16 protein-coding genes are annotated in these 15523 nt (G+C 37.4%); 9 read left to right on the forward strand and 7 right to left on the reverse strand.

Going from position 1 to position 15523, the window contains the following annotated elements:
* Positions 1-13: 13 nt before the first annotated feature.
* Complete coding sequence (locus H4J56_RS17970) at positions 14-703, reverse strand: TorF family putative porin (RefSeq protein ID WP_182259704.1); 690 nt, start codon at positions 701-703, stop codon at positions 14-16.
* Positions 704-1172: 469 nt separating this feature from the next.
* Between H4J56_RS17970 and rpe the strand changes: the two genes are divergently transcribed.
* Positions 1173-1847 carry a ribulose-phosphate 3-epimerase gene (gene rpe, locus H4J56_RS17975; protein ID WP_182213845.1) on the forward strand — a complete coding sequence of 225 codons (675 nt, stop codon included), beginning with the start codon at positions 1173-1175 and terminating at the stop codon, positions 1845-1847.
* Between the two features lie 39 nt (positions 1848-1886).
* Positions 1887-2891, forward strand: coding sequence for a tryptophan--tRNA ligase (gene trpS / locus H4J56_RS17980; RefSeq protein WP_182213843.1), 1005 nt, complete (start codon positions 1887-1889; stop codon positions 2889-2891).
* An 88-nt stretch (positions 2892-2979) separates the two neighbouring features.
* Here the strand turns inward: trpS and H4J56_RS17985 are convergent, their stop codons facing one another.
* Positions 2980-3954: an FHA domain-containing protein gene (locus H4J56_RS17985; protein ID WP_182259705.1), complete on the reverse strand. Its 975-nt coding sequence runs from the start codon at positions 3952-3954 to the stop codon at positions 2980-2982.
* Positions 3945-5198, reverse strand: a complete 1254-nt coding sequence (locus H4J56_RS17990; protein WP_182259706.1) for a serine protease — start codon at positions 5196-5198, stop codon at positions 3945-3947. Before H4J56_RS17990 ends, H4J56_RS17985 begins: the two co-directional genes overlap by 10 nt.
* Positions 5199-5339: 141 nt before the next feature.
* Here H4J56_RS17990 and H4J56_RS17995 point away from each other — a divergent pair, with 141 nt between their 5' ends.
* The 7 genes from H4J56_RS17995 to H4J56_RS18025 all read left to right on the forward strand — a co-directional run bounded on the left by H4J56_RS17995 (position 5340) and on the right by H4J56_RS18025 (position 12563).
* Positions 5340-5762 (forward strand): CBS domain-containing protein, encoded by a 423-nt coding sequence (locus tag H4J56_RS17995; RefSeq protein WP_182213838.1) that lies wholly within the window; start codon positions 5340-5342, stop codon positions 5760-5762.
* A 323-nt stretch (positions 5763-6085) separates the two neighbouring features.
* Positions 6086-8266, forward strand: coding sequence for a TonB-dependent receptor (locus H4J56_RS18000; protein ID WP_182259707.1), 2181 nt, complete (start codon positions 6086-6088; stop codon positions 8264-8266).
* 327 nt (positions 8267-8593) lie between these two features.
* Entirely contained in the window at positions 8594-8818 is a 225-nt protein-coding gene (locus H4J56_RS18005; RefSeq protein WP_182213834.1) for a FeoA family protein, read from the forward strand.
* Positions 8818-11034, forward strand: coding sequence for a ferrous iron transport protein B (gene feoB, locus H4J56_RS18010; RefSeq protein WP_182213833.1), 2217 nt, complete (start codon positions 8818-8820; stop codon positions 11032-11034). Before H4J56_RS18005 ends, feoB begins: the two co-directional genes overlap by 1 nt.
* Positions 11035-11214: 180 nt before the next feature.
* Complete coding sequence (locus tag H4J56_RS18015) at positions 11215-11610, forward strand: MmcQ/YjbR family DNA-binding protein (RefSeq protein ID WP_182242370.1); 396 nt, start codon at positions 11215-11217, stop codon at positions 11608-11610.
* 410 nt (positions 11611-12020) lie between these two features.
* Complete coding sequence (locus H4J56_RS18020) at positions 12021-12302, forward strand: DUF6482 family protein (protein ID WP_259366807.1); 282 nt, start codon at positions 12021-12023, stop codon at positions 12300-12302.
* Positions 12303-12305: 3 nt separating this feature from the next.
* Positions 12306-12563, forward strand: coding sequence for a DUF3081 family protein (locus tag H4J56_RS18025; protein WP_182213831.1), 258 nt, complete (start codon positions 12306-12308; stop codon positions 12561-12563).
* A 127-nt stretch (positions 12564-12690) separates the two neighbouring features.
* Here H4J56_RS18025 and H4J56_RS18030 read toward each other — a convergent pair whose 3' ends face one another.
* From H4J56_RS18030 to H4J56_RS18045, 4 genes are read right to left on the reverse strand one after another with little or no spacing between them, the layout of a single operon-like run.
* Positions 12691-13437 (reverse strand): SDR family NAD(P)-dependent oxidoreductase, encoded by a 747-nt coding sequence (locus H4J56_RS18030; RefSeq protein ID WP_182251422.1) that lies wholly within the window; start codon positions 13435-13437, stop codon positions 12691-12693.
* A complete protein-coding gene (locus H4J56_RS18035) occupies positions 13400-13825 on the reverse strand; it encodes a thiol-disulfide oxidoreductase DCC family protein (RefSeq protein ID WP_182213827.1) in 426 nt (141 codons plus the stop codon). Before H4J56_RS18035 ends, H4J56_RS18030 begins: the two co-directional genes overlap by 38 nt.
* A gap of 15 nt (positions 13826-13840) precedes the next feature.
* A complete protein-coding gene (locus tag H4J56_RS18040; RefSeq protein ID WP_182244026.1) occupies positions 13841-14278 on the reverse strand; it encodes a DUF3429 domain-containing protein in 438 nt (145 codons plus the stop codon).
* Positions 14279-14307: 29 nt separating this feature from the next.
* Positions 14308-14982 carry a flavin reductase family protein gene (locus tag H4J56_RS18045; protein ID WP_182222454.1) on the reverse strand — a complete coding sequence of 225 codons (675 nt, stop codon included), beginning with the start codon at positions 14980-14982 and terminating at the stop codon, positions 14308-14310.
* Between the last annotated feature and the right edge of the window lie 541 nt (positions 14983-15523).

A 15523-nucleotide genomic window follows, 5' to 3' on the forward strand; every position in this document is an offset into this window, starting at 1 on the left:
GGCTTATTTTTATTTATAAGTCGATATCAACCGAATAAGAAATGACAAACTTCATATCATCATTATCGATGTCGGTATCAGATACCGCAAAGGTGAAGCCATCTTTACTTAAGCTAACACTGTAATCGTTATAATCTTCTGCGATCATGGCGTCGTCAAAAGAATAATCGCCAAGATGAAAAGCTAAGGTTAAACCATCAGCTACTTCAAACTCTGCTCCCGCTGCAATATATAAGCTGGCATCAGCAAAAGCAGCACCGTCGTCGTTATGAATTCCGTAACTTGCTGAAAGTGAAAAATATGAATAGCCCAAAGAGCCATATATCTCGCCAAAATCATATTCGTTAGTACTATCTGTTTGGGCTGAGTCAGGGTAGGCATAATAAATATAACCCACATCATAACTAACATCTTCGTTTAATTGGCCGCTAAAACCTAAGTAGAAATCTAGTTCAGCACTCGCATCATCACCAAAATCGACATTTGAAGCCCAAGCTCCAGCATAAAAGCCTGAATCGTCAGCATAGTCGATACCACCAGAAATAGCGGCAGCATTGTCTGTTTGGCTAACACCACGCCATATATAGTTACTACTAGCAGCAAAATTAGCAGATAAACCTTCAACAGCTGATGCTTGTGTTGATAATAATGAAGTAGCGGCAAGTAAAGATGTGAGCGATATCGATAATAGTGTTTTTTTCATAATAGTCTCTTTATGTAGTAGTTTTTTATTTAATATTTTAGGGCTAAACCATACATTGCAAGGTAGATGCCTGAGCGACATAATAATATTAATAAATTTTACATAGTTATTTCAATGGCTTGGTGAGGTTGTTTTTTTATTATGAGGGTCTCTCACTAATAGACGAGCTTTATTGGTGCAATTAAATCGTTAACGCTCATAAAAAGTGCATAAAATATCGATTCGTATTTTCATAAAATATCGACTGGTATTATCTGGTATGGAGTGGTCTTTCTTGGCAGTCTTTCACTTTATAGTTAAGCCGTGGTTATAAAAAGTAATCAGAGCACGAAATAATCATGAGCATTCGACACTAAAAGAGCAATCGCAGGGTAACATTGAGTTAAATAACGCTTGGACGCATGAATTTATAGAGTTTTCCCTTAGGTCGTTGTTATAATGTTGCGCAATATTCTAAAAAGGTTTATCTATGTCTTCATTTTTAATTGCTCCTTCTATATTGTCTGCTGATTTCGCACGTTTAGGTGATGATGTTGCTAAGGTTTTAGCTGCGGGTGCCGATGTTGTGCACTTCGATGTAATGGATAATCATTTTGTGCCTAACTTAACTTTTGGCCCAATGATTTGTCAGTCGCTACGTGATTACGGTATTACCGCACCTATTGATGTACATTTAATGGTCAAGCAGGTTGATAGTCTAATTCCAGGCTTTGCTAAAGCAGGCGCAGATATTATCACTTTTCATCCAGAGGCAAGTGATCATATTGATCGTACTCTGCAATTAATAAAAGACCATGGCTGTAAAGCGGGACTGGTACTAAATCCGGCCACACCATTGAATTGTTTAGATTTTGTTATGGATAAACTTGATGTTATCTTGTTGATGTCAGTTAATCCTGGCTTTGGTGGTCAATCGTTTATTCCAACCACATTGGATAAGTTGAGATTAGTAAAAGAGCGCATCATCGCTAGTGGACGTGATATTCGTTTACAGGTTGATGGCGGTGTTAAAGCAGACAATATTGCTGAGATAGCGGCGGCGGGCGCTGACATGTTCGTTGCAGGGTCAGCCATCTTCTCAAAGCCAGATTATAAGCTGGCGATTGATGAAATGCGCAGCGAATTAGCGACAGTTAGCCAATAGTTTAATTAACAAATAAATCAAATAAAATAAAGAGAAATCATGAGTAAACCTATCGTATTAAGCGGCTGTCAGCCATCAGGTGATTTAACCATTGGTAATTATTTAGGTGCGTTAAAACAATGGGTTAGCATGCAAGATAGCCATGAGTGCTATTACATGTTGGTTGATCAACATGCTATTACTGTTCGCCCAAACCCCGCTGATTTGCGAAAGGCGACGCTTGATGGCCTAGCCTTGTATCTAGCCTGCGGCGTTGACCCAGAAAAGAGTACCATCTTTATTCAATCACATGTCCCTGAACATGCTCAGCTTAGTTGGGTGTTAAATTGTTACACACAAATGGGCGAATTGAACAGAATGACGCAATACAAAGATAAGTCACAAAAGTCTGAAGCAAATATGAATTCAGGTTTATTTACTTATCCAGTCTTAATGGCAGCAGATATTCTTCTCTATAATGCTGACCGTGTGCCGGTTGGTGAAGATCAAAAGCAGCATCTAGAATTAGCTCGTGATATAGCGACTCGTTTTAATAATCTTCATGGTGACACATTCACTGTGCCAGACCCTTATATTCCTGAATTTGGTGCGCGAGTAATGAGCTTACTTGAACCAACAAAGAAAATGTCAAAATCAGACGCTAATCCTGGTAATTTTATTGGCTTATTAGAAGACCCTAAAAAAATCAGTAAAAAAATCAAACGCGCCATGACTGATTCTGATGAAGAAGCTAATATTTATTTCAATATTGAAGAAAAACCAGGTGTATCAAATTTATTGTCTTTATTGTCTTGTTGTACAGGTGAAACCGTTGAGCAGTTAGTACCACAATATGAAGATAAAATGTACGGGCACTTAAAAGGTGACGTTGCTAATGCTGTGGTTGCTTTATTAGAACCTATTCAGCAAAGATATCATCAGATCCGTGAGGACCAGGCTTATTTAGATGCAGTGATGAAAGCAGGCGCTGAAAAAGCATCAGCTAGAGCAAGTAAAATATTAGCAAAAGTTTATGATGCGGTAGGTTTTATTCCTCGACCTTAATGTGTCGTCATCACTCAGTCGTTATTCTCTGGGCTAACAAACAAAAAAGCTAACGAACTCGTTAGCTTTTTCTGTTTACTAAGGTGCTTTATTTATCTTCAAGTGCTGCTTCTTGCGCATCGTTAAATAATGTTTTACTGCTCTCAAGAAAGCCTTGAACATTATTGCTGTGAGTAAATAAATAACTTGGCGCCATTAACGTGGTATTAAAAGCGGGACGGATACTGAATTCAGGTTTTTTACTTAACTGAATTAAGAAGCTACCACCAAACAATATCAGCGTCATGCAACTTGCTATTACTGTTCTGCGTCGAGTGCTCATATGAAAACCAATTTGGCAATTTAGCCAGAATAAACAAAATGCCAATACAATAGGTAAGAAAGTGGCAAGTACGCTGAGTATTGACTGAGATGAAGCATTAAAGCTGGTGATGTTTTCAATAAAATCACTTAGCCACATTAAATTATAAAAGACAAAACAGATGCCTAATTGTCCCCAAAATCTAGCATCATGCTTGGTTAAATGAGAAACCAAAGCAACACCAATAGGCCAAAGCCCAAAGAGTAAAGTCATGCCAATAGCCGGTACTAATAACTGAGTGAAATTGACTTCTACAGGGTTGTGAAGGTTAAATAACCAGCCGGTAACACTGGCAAATAATAAAATGTTTATGGCTAAAAAGACCGGATGTCTTGTTAAGGTTAAAATATTTTCAAAAGGGCTAAAACTAATGCTTTCAGGTACGGGATGATCGGGAAAAACAATGCGTACTAAACTTTTGCCAATCATAAAGACTTGTCCAGAACGAACGATGTGCTGATGGACAGCTGATTTTGTTTTTGAAAACTCATCGTCATAAAAACTGCCGTTAATAGAGCCTTCATCGTTTAGCAGCCAATGTTCACCATTAAAATTAAGACTAAGGTGTTGGGCACAAATATGTGGGTCCGCCATAATAATATCATTATCATAACCACGACCAATATTGATGTGATTTTGCATAAATTTATGTCGAGCTATTAATTTATGGGCGCGAGTAATTTCTTCTATGATTATTTCCATGAAATAGACTCCATAAATTTCTCTGTAAACTTGAGTGCACTATTTTGCGTAACGCCAGCGACAGTAAAGTGGCTAAGTAAGGCTTGGTCGCCCTTATCAACAGAAATAGCTATATATAAAACGTCAAATAATTTAGGGAAATCTTTGTAGGCACGGGTACAAAAAACTGATTTGTTGGTAATCGCTTGGTTTGATGGTGTAACAATATCGTGCTGACATTGAAACTCAGTAACATCATCTTTACCCGCTTTGTTTCCTGGCATGACTTGCGTTAATTGACGCTCAAATATTTGATAAAACTTAGTGTCGCTAAGTTCTTTTGCTTGCATATAGCGATATTCCATTTCAATAGAGCCGGTGAAAAAATCATTTGAGATGTAAGTGTTTTCATCCAAAGAACAATTAGCAACCACGGCTAGAACAATAGCATCTGCCTTATCAGCGTTTGACTCTCCCCAACAACGAATAAAAGGAATATTAACCACGGGAATTAAACCTTCTCCTAAAGGGCGCATCTGCCATTCGCTATTTAACAAGGTGGTAATTAACTTGTCTTGATTATCGGCAAGTTGTTGTGCCATTTGTGCTGCAATACTTTCAGGATCACCTGTTTTATAACGCTTGTATAAGTTAAGCAGTTTATCGTGTGGTACTAAAAATCCGATTTGATTACCTGAAGTCGCCACATTTATTCCAACGACTTCAGAGCTTTTATTAACGACAGGTCCTCCACTCATCCCAGAGTTCACTGAGCCGGTAAAATGGATGCGGTCGTTAAAAGATTCATTCTTCAAACCATTGTAAGTGCCGGGTACTACTATCATGCCTAAATCGTGCGGGTTACCTAACGAATAAAGCTCTTCGCCTTTTTGGGGAACACGCTTTGCAATTTTAAAGAAAGGCATTTCGCCATCAGTCGTTCTTTTTACCAAGGCTAGATCATTGATAACATCAACACTTTGCAAAGTAAGTGGCGCTTTTTTACCTTGATGATCAAAAATTTCAATCGTGTACTTATTGGGATGACGCGCATAGCCAGAAATAACGTGATAATTGGTTGCAATTAAACCGTCGGCACTAATTTGAAAACCAGAGCCAATTGATGACTTTTCACCGCTGGCGATGTCTATAAGTCTTATTTGATAAAGTGACGGAGCAAGTTGTTTGAATATTTCTTCTGCTTGTTCGGTGGCATAACTTATTGTGCTAACACACAATAAAATTAAGGTAGTTAAACCTTTCATTTATATTCCTTATTTTGAGTCTTAGTTCATTGTGCCATTGTTAGGTTAATTGTCATCTATTATCCCCAAATAAAGTAAATTCTCTTTGTTGTTTGTTAATGTATTGTATAGTTAAGAATAAAATGGATAAAAGGTAGCGTAATGAAAATAGCCAGCATCATGACCAAAGCATTTGTTAGCGTCTCTTTGGACGATACGTTATTGACGATAAAAAATATTTTTGAACATGCTAATTTTCATCATTTACTGGTCGTTGATAATAAACAATTATCAGGGGTTATTTCAGACAGAGATCTTCTCAAAGCACTGAGTCCTAATATCGGCACTGCCGCAGAGCTCCCAAGAGATACAGCAACCTTAAACAAGAAAGCGCATCAAATACTGAATCGCAAATTGGTCACCTTAACGCCTAACGCTAATGTTTTTGATGCCATTGATATTTTTAATCAGACTAAAACGTCATGTATTCCTATTGTTGATGAAAATAGCATTCCCGTTGGCATATTAACTTGGCGAGATATCATGAAAACTTTAGGAGATAAAAATGCAGAGCGCCGTAATTAAGACAATAAGTTATTAACTATTGTCTAAGTTTAAAGCAATTATGTTGCTTAAAGTAACTGCCGTTAATAGGTTAAATTAGTCTGCTTTGAAAATAAGCTAGTTGTGCACTTTTTGCTTTTAACGTTAATCAGCTCTGTAGCTAAGGTTTTTAGTTAAATAACGATTACTCTTCTAAAATGTCTTGTTTGACTTAGGTCAAGTAAGTCATTTTTTATTGCGACATTATGTCGCAGTTCACTGTTTTTACTTTGTTTTTATTGATTATAGCTAACACAATAGTATTAATTCTATTTGGTATACTCAAACAAGTAAGTGAAACAACTATGACGTTTTCAATTAAACCCATTTCTTTAGCAATAAGCTCTTCATTAGTTTTTAGCAGTCTTTTGTCTATTAGTGCTTTTGCTAATAATACGTTTGATTCAACGGCTAACCTCGATGAGATTGAAGTGATCACTATCACTCATCAACGTCACCATCTCGGCATTGAAAATAATGAAAGTTATGCCCAAGGGAAGACTACGGAGCCCGATTTAGCGAGTTGGTTAAAGTCGGTCCCCGGTGCAAATGTCAACAGTAATGGCCCGGTAACGGGTATTGCACAATATCGTGGCCTATATGGCGACCGAATTTCAACCACACTTGATGGACAAGCTGTCATTGGCGCTGGTCCTAATGCTATGGACACACCCTTAAGTTATTCTACGCCATTAATTGTTGAGTCTATGACTGTTTATCGTGGTATCGCCCCGGTTTCTGCCGGCATAAATACCTTGGGTGGTGCTATTGATGTAAAAATGCGTAAAGCAGAAGCCAATAATAGCGAGAAACTCGCGATAAATGGTGATTTACAAGCAGGTGTTCGAAGCAATAATGAAGCGCAAACATTATCATCGGTGGTTAATCTTACCAAAGGTGATATTGCTGGGCTTTTTTATGGCAATGTTCAAGAAGGTGAGAATATGGAAAGTGGCGATGGTAAAATTATATCGCCAACTGATTTTGCTAAACGACAATTTGGCACTGATTTACGTTATTTTGGCGAGAGTAGTGAAACAGGTTTTAGCTACCATTATACAGATACCCAAGATTCGGGTACGCCAGCATTACCTATGGATATAGAATATATTTATAGTCACCGAGCAAGTTTAGACGGTAACTTTATCTGGGCTGATTGGCAAGCAGACTGGTTATTAGGCTACACCGATGCCGATCATGGTATGACTAACTTTGAAAAGCGATTGAATAATAATCCAGAAAAACATCGTCGTAATAATGCTACGGGTATAACAACTAATTTTAATTTTTCGCTGGGTAAATCTTTTACTTCTGGTGAGTTAGAATTTGGCTTCGATGGTTATTTAGCCAAGCATGACTCTGTGATCACCAATCCAAATAACTCGATGTTTGCCGTGGTAAACTTTAATGATGTCAAAGATGATCGCTTTGGGTTATTTGCACAATGGCAGCAAACCTTTAACAATACCAAAGTTCAGTTAGGCGCCCGTTTAAAAAGAGCTGAATTAGATGCAGGTCAAGTGGCAACATCTATGGCAATGATGATTATGCCGATGGGCTCTGCAATGATGGATAATATGAATTCAGCTATGCCAACGATGGCTGATTTAGCCATAGACTTACGGGATAACTTTAATAACAGTGATCACAGTGTTAATGATACCAATATAGATATCGCATTAAGCACGGAAACTCAATTATCGAAAGATTTATCATTATATATAGGCGTAGGTTTAAAAAATAGAGCGCCTTCATATCAAGAGCTTTATCTCTGGACCCCGATGGAATCAACGGGTGGGCTGGCCGACGGTAACACTTATGTGGGTAATATGGATCTTAACAGTGAGACAGCTTATCAAGCGGATGTCGGTTTTACCTACCAAACTGAAAAAGTTATGATCACACCTCATTTCTTCTATCAAAATATTGATGACTATATTCAAGGTACTCCTTTAGGTATGTTGGATATGTCAGCAAAAATGATGGCCCAAATGATGGCGGGTGATGATAACCCTCTAAAGTTTACTAATGTAGATGCTAAGCTTTATGGTGCTGATGTAAATGGCTATTACACTATAAATGATCAAATACAATTATCAGCCGTGGTCAGTTACGTACGTGGCGAACGTCGTGATATTAATGATAACTTGTATCGTATTGCGCCATTGAATGGTCAGTTAAGTGCCAATTACTTTAGTGAGAATTGGTCTGTAAATATGGTTTTAGTGATGGCCGCCGCACAAAAAGATATTTCATTAACGAATCAGGAACAAACAAGTGCTGGTTATGGTGTGATGAATGTAGACGCTCAATATTACGTCAATAATCAATTAACGCTTCGTTTTGGCGTTGATAATCTACTCAATAAAGAATATCAAAATCACTTAGGTGGCTATAACCGAGTCAAAGGCAGTGATGTAACGTTTATGGACCGTTTACCTGAAGAAGGTACCAGTGCATGGGCAGAAATGACATATAGCTTTTAATCTATAAATCATACTGTCATTAAAATAGTAAATCGCTGACAAGCTATTTGGATTTGTCAGCGATGTTTCATTAGGTAATATTTAATTTTCATAATAACAATACCTCTCTTACCTTTTCGCTATTTTTACGTAAGCTGCGCAGATAAATCCAGTTATATTTTTAATATGATTATATTGAACGCTTGCTAAACTATTAAATTTTAAATCAAATTTATTAGTAGATTAATTTAAGCTGATTTAGATCAATTACGCTGTTATATACGCTTGCTGAAAAGTTAATAGTAAAGTAGAATCAAATGATAATCATTATTATTTGAGTTGTTGTTTATGACCCTTTCACAATTGAGGCGTACCCAACGAGCGGTGATCCGCACGTTGCCAACAAATTTCGATTTGACTTCAAAGTTAATCGAGCAGGGTTTTGCGTTAAAAACTGAGATATCATTAGCCCATAAAGCACCATTTAATGGGCCACTTGCCTTTCATCTCCATGGTACTAAAATTTGCTTAGCACCGAGTATTGCTCAACAAATAGGTATAGAAATCGTCTAATGTCACAAGCTTTACATTTGGCTCTAGTTGGCTTTGCCAATTCAGGAAAAAGCACGTTTTTTAATGCTCTAACGGGCGCGAAACAACAAACAGGAAACTGGACTGGCGTCACTGTAGCGACAAAACAGCAGCGCTTCTCATTTAATAATGAGCAAGTTTTACTTTCAGACTTACCTGGCATTAGTTCTCTCGCCACTCGAACTGAACAAAGTAAAGACCTGACTATTACCCAAGATTTTCTTAAAAATAACGACATTGATTGTTTAATTAATGTCGTCGATGCGACGCAATTAAAGCGTCAGTTGTATTTAACGACTCAGCTACTTGAACTCGGTTTACCGGTATTATTGGTTATCAATAAATCTGATCGAAAAGAAGCGCAAACCGTTGATATAAATATTTTAGCCAAAGAACTTGGCTGTAAAGTTATTATTGCCAACAGCTTAGCTAAAGATACCTTAAAACAAGTTGAACAGGCTTTACTTGAATTACCTAAAGCAAGTGAACGTCCAAAGAAATTAATGTTATCAGCAGATATTGTCAATAAACTCGCTGACAAAAACTCAACTGAGGTGTTAATTGATCTTGAATGTGGCGCTTGTAATGATCAAGGTGGCTGTCAGCAAACCAATACCGATGCTATTAGTATTATGCAGGCGCGTTACGAGTTTATTCAGCAGTTATTGATCGATGTTAAAAAGGGTCTACCGGCTTCCAAAAAAGCACCGGCAATAAGTTTAAGTGACCGCCTTGACCATTTTATCCTTCATCCTTGGTTAGGTGTGCCCGTTTTTCTTAGCATGATGTACTTATTGTTTATGTTTGCAATCAATGTTGGTAGCGCTTTTATCGACTTTTTTGATATTTTAGCCGGCGCTATTTTTGTCGATTACCCGCAAAGATTTTTATCAAGTTATGATTTACCTCAGTGGTTGCTAACCTTAATTGAAGGAGCTGGCTTAGGTATTCAAACGGTCGCTACTTTTATTCCAATCATCGCTTGTTTATTTATTGGTTTATCGATTTTAGAAAGCAGTGGCTACTTAGCGCGTGCAGCGTTTGTGGTTGACAGTGCTATGCAAAAAATTGGTTTACCCGGCAAAGCTTTTGTCCCTTTAATTGTTGGTTTTGGTTGTACGGTTCCTGCTGTAATGTCGGCACGAATTCTTGATAGTGAGCGTGAACGTATCACCACCATAATGATGTCACCGTTTATGTCGTGTGGGGCACGTTTACCGGTATATGCTTTATTTGCTGCGGCATTTTTCCCTGATTCTGGGCAAAACTTAGTTTTCTTATTGTACTTAATCGGTATAGCGGCAGCACTATTCACTGGATTTTTATTAAAGCACACAGTATTAATGGGCAAAAATTCTGTCAATATTATGGAATTACCGCTTTATGAAATACCTAAGCTTTCTTATCTCGTGCATCGTGTTTGGCAACGTACTCGGTCTTTTATTTTGGGGGCAGGTAAAACGATTGTCTTAGTGGTTTGTGTACTCAACTTCTTTAACTCATTAGGTACTGATGGTCAGTTTGGTCATCAAGACTCTCAAGAGTCAGTATTAAGTAAAAGTGCTCAGGTTGTTACCCCTTTACTTGCACCTATGGGTATTAAGGAAGATAACTGGCAAGCAAGTGTTGGCATTATTACCGGCTTGTTTGCGAAAGAGGCTTTAGTGGCTACATTTAATAGTCTCTATACCGATGTGAATGCAGAGCCAGAAGCATTAAAGTCAATGGCTGAGTTGTGGACTGACGCGACGGATTCAATAAAAGAAAACTTATTAGGTATTCAAGCTGATGATCCTTTAGGGACTGATATCGGAGATGTTACCAACTTACATACCGCCGCAGAAGAACAAGGCGTTAATGAAGGAACATTCACCGTTATGCAGGCTGCATTTGCCGGTAAAATTGGCGCATTTAGTTACTTGTTATTTATTTTGCTTTATACACCTTGTGCAGCAGCTATGGGCGCAATAAAGAGTGAAGTTGGCAGTCGTTGGGCTGGATTTGCGGCTTTATGGAGCTTTTCATTGGCTTATTTAGCGGCGACATTTACTTATCAAGTGGCAACCTTTGCTACTAATCCGTTGTCAGCGGGAATTAGCATCATCATTGTCATTGCCATTTTTGCGGCGATATATTATTGGTTAAAGCGTTTTGGTAAAAGTATTTTAACAATCCCAACACAAGTTTCTTATTATTAATTTAAGCTAAGCTCAGCTTTTGCTAAAAAATACCGATAGATTGTTTGTCGGTATTTTTTTAGGCTGAAACTTCTGCCCATCTTGCTCACTAACCCAAAGTCACTCTTTACTGCTATGCTTAAATTCATTAGGCCGTAAATTTAAGCCTTTAATGTATAGAGATAAACGTCAATGAAATCTATGAACCAACAAATGGCTGAGCACTATTTATCAGCTAAACCAGCAAGCTCACTTTATTATCCATTTGGCGATGACGTTAGCGTTTTCAAGGTCAAAAACAAACTGTTTGCAACGATTTCTCATGGTTCAAACGCTAAAAGTGCCAAGGTTGCAGAAGACGCTAAAGGCCACTTTTGGATGAACCTAAAATGTGACCCAGATGAGGCAGAGATATTACGTGATATTTTTCCAGGCATCATTCCCGGCTATCATATGAATAAATCTAATTGGAATACTATTATCTTAGATGGCTCAATTCCTCAGGGCGAGCTAGAGAGAATGATGGATAATTCTTATTTACTAGTGGTCAGTAAAATGACCAAGAAAGATCAGCAGTCAATTCTAATCCAGCTTTAGCCGCTATGGCAATATTGATCATAAACCTAGCTATTCGCTTAAAAGCGTTATCTGTTAATTTAACTGTTTGAACTAATCAATTTACTATGTGCAACCCTTAGCGGTGTGGTTACGCCATTTTGTATATACATACTCTGGGCTTTTTTGATATGAGCAAGGCTACCAGAGGATACACATCTCCACTCATCCATTACATGGAGATGGAGATACCAGACAGTTTTACTCTTCATAGATGTTCCTTAATGGCTGTAGCTGAATACTAGCTAAAGGATAATAGAGAGGAGCATCTTTTGACAAACGAGATATTTTAAGGTGATAGGTTAGTAAAATTCAACTATGAATTTTACTGAAGTTGATCTTTAATCTTCGTATCACCGTAATGATAGCTATACTCAAGTTGGAGAATTATTATGATGAATACATTAACTAACAGTAATCAAGCAACTATACCTACTATTATTGGTGTCGCTGAATCGACTCATTATTTGGTTGGCGCGGTTGATTCTCTCAATAACTTTATTGGTCTAACCCAATCTAGAGATGTTGCTGTGATGGGATCTTTAGTTGAAGCTAAAAATTATCTTCGAGATAATAATATATTTAACGCTGCACTAGAGTATCAAACAGCTTATGATGAAATGTGCGGCACCAGCAGTAGCAGTGGTCGATGCAGCCAAATGATTAAGTTTTAACTGATGAAGGATAGACAATTAACGCTAAGAGATTTTTTAGAAATCTATGACCATATCACCAAAGAGGGTACTAAACTCGATGGTGTTTATCAGTATTCTGGTATTAAAGCTTGGCATGACTTTGATGGATATACATGTTGGTTAGGTTATAAAGACTTAACAATAACCTTATTATTCCATGGCAGATTTTCGATTGAATATGATAATAAAGTGACGCTTGAATCTTTTCATAAAATAGCTGACGGTTTTACTAAAAAATAATCACCTTTAATGAACAATCCCAATAAAACTGCAAATCTCATTGCAGTTTTTTTTATTGTTTTTAACTTCAATAGTTAAATCAAAAAGTAACCTGGAATAACTAACTTTTAACGGCCATTACTGTCAGCTACCAATTAATAGACTTGCCCTGCCAATCAAGATAACTCAAGGTATGATCAATAGGAGTATCAGCAACAATAGTTAGCAATTGTTTGGCAACAAATTCACTGGTAAAAAGTTTATCTGCAGGGACATTCTTTTGAAAAGGTTTAGACAACGGCGTATCTGTAGTACCGGGATGAAAAGAAATTAGCTTTATATTCTTTGCTCTTCTTGCCAGCTCAATAGATGCAGTTTTAAGCATCATATTTAATGCTGCTTTCGATGCCCTATAGCTATACCACCCGCCTAATTTGTTATCATTTATACTGCCGACCCGGGCACTAAAAACAATAAATTTACAGGGTGACTTCCTTGTCAGTATTGGTGTCAACTTCTGAACCCATAACATTGGGGTTAATGTATTTGCGCTAATAACTTGCTCAAATGCTTGTGCATCGAAGTCTTCTAGACGTTTTTCTGGTTGAAATTTATCACTATGCAGTATGCCGTTACAGACAAAGACTTGGCTTATGGGTAACTCACTATGTGCAACTAATTCTGCTATAGCATTGTCTATTGATTGCGGTTGGTAATCTTTAACCGTAATTTTTTTAGTTTTAAGGCTGTTTTGCTCCTCAACAGTGTCTTTCTCGTCAATGGCTTGTCGACTAATAAGAATAAGGCCAGTATCAGCCAAAGAAGCTACTTGGGTGGCAATTGCTTTGCCAATGTCGCTATTTGCGCCAATGATCAGTGTTAGTTGATTTATCATAACAAGTTCCTGAATTACAGTTTGCTGTTTTTATGCCAAAAACCTTGGCGAGAAGTGCTGAAATTTGATGACGGTATTTAGCCAGTCCTAAGTAAACCCAGTGGCTTAGTGTTTTAAATACTGGCCAATTAAGTGGAGCTACCCAAAAGCCTTTACCAACAAGTGTCCAAGCCCTATGTGTGACTTCTAAACCGAGCAGAACTTTACCATTATAAGTCGCGTGTAATATTTTCATAGCGGCTGAAAAATCAATTGCAGGGTATAGACTTGAAAAATTTTCTTGATGTATATCGACCAAAAGTATGATGTTGTCTTGATCATGCCTTTTTAGGTGGATCATTTCAGTTGCACACATTGGACAGTTGCCATCATAGAATATAGTTAGCATGAATTTTCCTAAAAGTTATTGGGTGGCTACATAAATGAACCACAAATAATAAGCACTGGTATGCAGTGAGAGAACAATAAAAGTTAGCCAAAAACGCATTCTCATGTAAGCCACATCAACATCGTTTATTTGTTCTACCATCGCTAATTTTTTTTCATATAAAAATAAAAACATAAAGCTGAACGACAATACTATCAAGGCCAAATCATCGGGCATCAGTAAAGTGGTAAAAGCGATCAAGCTTAATAAATTACTAATAATTTGCTGTGTTAGCCGAGTATTGTCTTCGGCTTTACGCCACAATGTGCCAGCAATAAAACTGACTATAATAGCGCTATAGGCTATAAAAGCTTGTTGTGCCCACACAGAAGAGTCTTCTAGCACAACACTTAAATATAAAAAACCTGCAAAAGGTAATAGACCAAGATAGCCAAGTAACTGCCAACTTTTCATTTTTGTCCCTAGAGTTCAGTGAAGCTTATTTAGATTTCAAATGAATTACCGTCAAGTGTATGGCCATCAAGTGAAATTTCTCCAGGTTGAGTTTCTGGCTTAGCATAACTCAATCGTGATAAGCGTTGACTGTTGTGGTAGCTATCTAGTCCTGATATGGCAACCGTACCCAATGATTCGATATCAATATAGCCATCGGCTTTAATAGCAACTTCATCACAAAGAATATCAGTGATTTCGCCTATTACTAATTGGGTACCATTAAGTTCGATTGGCACTATCTCACGCAGTTTCAAGGCGTACTTTAAGTGACTTTCTTTAACAAAAGGGGCATTGATACCATCAACGTTATAAGGCGTTAAGCCAGTTTGCTCAAATTCTGATTGGTCGGCATTATAACGCGCTGATGTTTGATGGGCCGCTTGCCAAAAACTTTCATTAACTTGATTTATGGTGAATTGTTTAGTCTGCAGAATGTTTTCTAAAGTATGACGTTCTACAATGTCTGGGCGAGTAATAAAACCAACTAGAGCAGGCGAAGCACCTAAATGGACAACAGAGCTAAATATCGCTAAATTGTTATGGTTTTGCTTGTTGCGTGTACCTATGAGGTTAGCACTTTTAAATCCGGATAAACTATTGACCAGTTGAGCCCGGTAGCGTGCATCCATCTTTAACAATTGGTCATGGCTCAAGTGTTTCATTTTAGGTTTACCCGATAATATAATTGATGGCTAACTATACGTAGTTTAGGCCAAGGACGATCACCTCGCTGAGATATTTTAATTATTGTACCTAGTTAACAGTAAAGACAAGGCTGCACTTTACTCTTTGTTATAATTAATATTATTTTTAATAACCGTATTATTAAATTAACACTGAATAAATAGAGTTATGATAAATGTATAACAAGCTGTTACTCGGTTAATTTCATCGGAGGTTTAAACCTCATTGCACTTTTAAACGTATACTCGGTATGATAAAAATCCAGTGAGAATTACCCAATGATACAAAGCATTTATAAAGCCTTAATATTAATTTTAGTTTTTCCAGCTTTTTACGTCTTTTCAGAGCAGGGGACAGTCGTATCTGTTGAGCGAAAGAAAGCCGAAGGTTTTTTATACGTAAGCGCACAATTAAGCAGTGCGCTTAGCTATAATCGAAGTCTAGCTGCACATTCCACGGCATTAAATCTGTTAAATCATCATCGTCACTTTGACGTGCGGGCAATGTTTTGAATAAATA

It is taken from the genome of Colwellia sp. BRX8-4 (genome assembly GCF_014077345.1).
Taxonomy (GTDB): domain Bacteria; phylum Pseudomonadota; class Gammaproteobacteria; order Enterobacterales; family Alteromonadaceae; genus Colwellia_A.

Coding starts and splice junctions, on each gene's coding strand:
- H4J56_RS17970 (WP_182259704.1), bottom strand. CDS start 703: ATGAAAAAAACACTATTATCGATATCGCTCACATCTTTACTTGCCGCT.
- rpe (WP_182213845.1), top strand. CDS start 1,173: ATGTCTTCATTTTTAATTGCTCCTTCTATATTGTCTGCTGATTTCGCA.
- trpS (WP_182213843.1), top strand. CDS start 1,887: ATGAGTAAACCTATCGTATTAAGCGGCTGTCAGCCATCAGGTGATTTA.
- H4J56_RS17985 (WP_182259705.1), bottom strand. CDS start 3,954: ATGGAAATAATCATAGAAGAAATTACTCGCGCCCATAAATTAATAGCT.
- H4J56_RS17990 (WP_182259706.1), bottom strand. CDS start 5,198: ATGAAAGGTTTAACTACCTTAATTTTATTGTGTGTTAGCACAATAAGT.
- H4J56_RS17995 (WP_182213838.1), top strand. CDS start 5,340: ATGAAAATAGCCAGCATCATGACCAAAGCATTTGTTAGCGTCTCTTTG.
- H4J56_RS18000 (WP_182259707.1), top strand. CDS start 6,086: ATGACGTTTTCAATTAAACCCATTTCTTTAGCAATAAGCTCTTCATTA.
- H4J56_RS18005 (WP_182213834.1), top strand. CDS start 8,594: ATGACCCTTTCACAATTGAGGCGTACCCAACGAGCGGTGATCCGCACG.
- feoB (WP_182213833.1), top strand. CDS start 8,818: ATGTCACAAGCTTTACATTTGGCTCTAGTTGGCTTTGCCAATTCAGGA.
- H4J56_RS18015 (WP_182242370.1), top strand. CDS start 11,215: ATGAACCAACAAATGGCTGAGCACTATTTATCAGCTAAACCAGCAAGC.
- H4J56_RS18020 (WP_259366807.1), top strand. CDS start 12,021: ATGATGAATACATTAACTAACAGTAATCAAGCAACTATACCTACTATT.
- H4J56_RS18025 (WP_182213831.1), top strand. CDS start 12,306: ATGAAGGATAGACAATTAACGCTAAGAGATTTTTTAGAAATCTATGAC.
- H4J56_RS18030 (WP_182251422.1), bottom strand. CDS start 13,437: ATGATAAATCAACTAACACTGATCATTGGCGCAAATAGCGACATTGGC.
- H4J56_RS18035 (WP_182213827.1), bottom strand. CDS start 13,825: ATGCTAACTATATTCTATGATGGCAACTGTCCAATGTGTGCAACTGAA.
- H4J56_RS18040 (WP_182244026.1), bottom strand. CDS start 14,278: ATGAAAAGTTGGCAGTTACTTGGCTATCTTGGTCTATTACCTTTTGCA.
- H4J56_RS18045 (WP_182222454.1), bottom strand. CDS start 14,982: ATGAAACACTTGAGCCATGACCAATTGTTAAAGATGGATGCACGCTAC.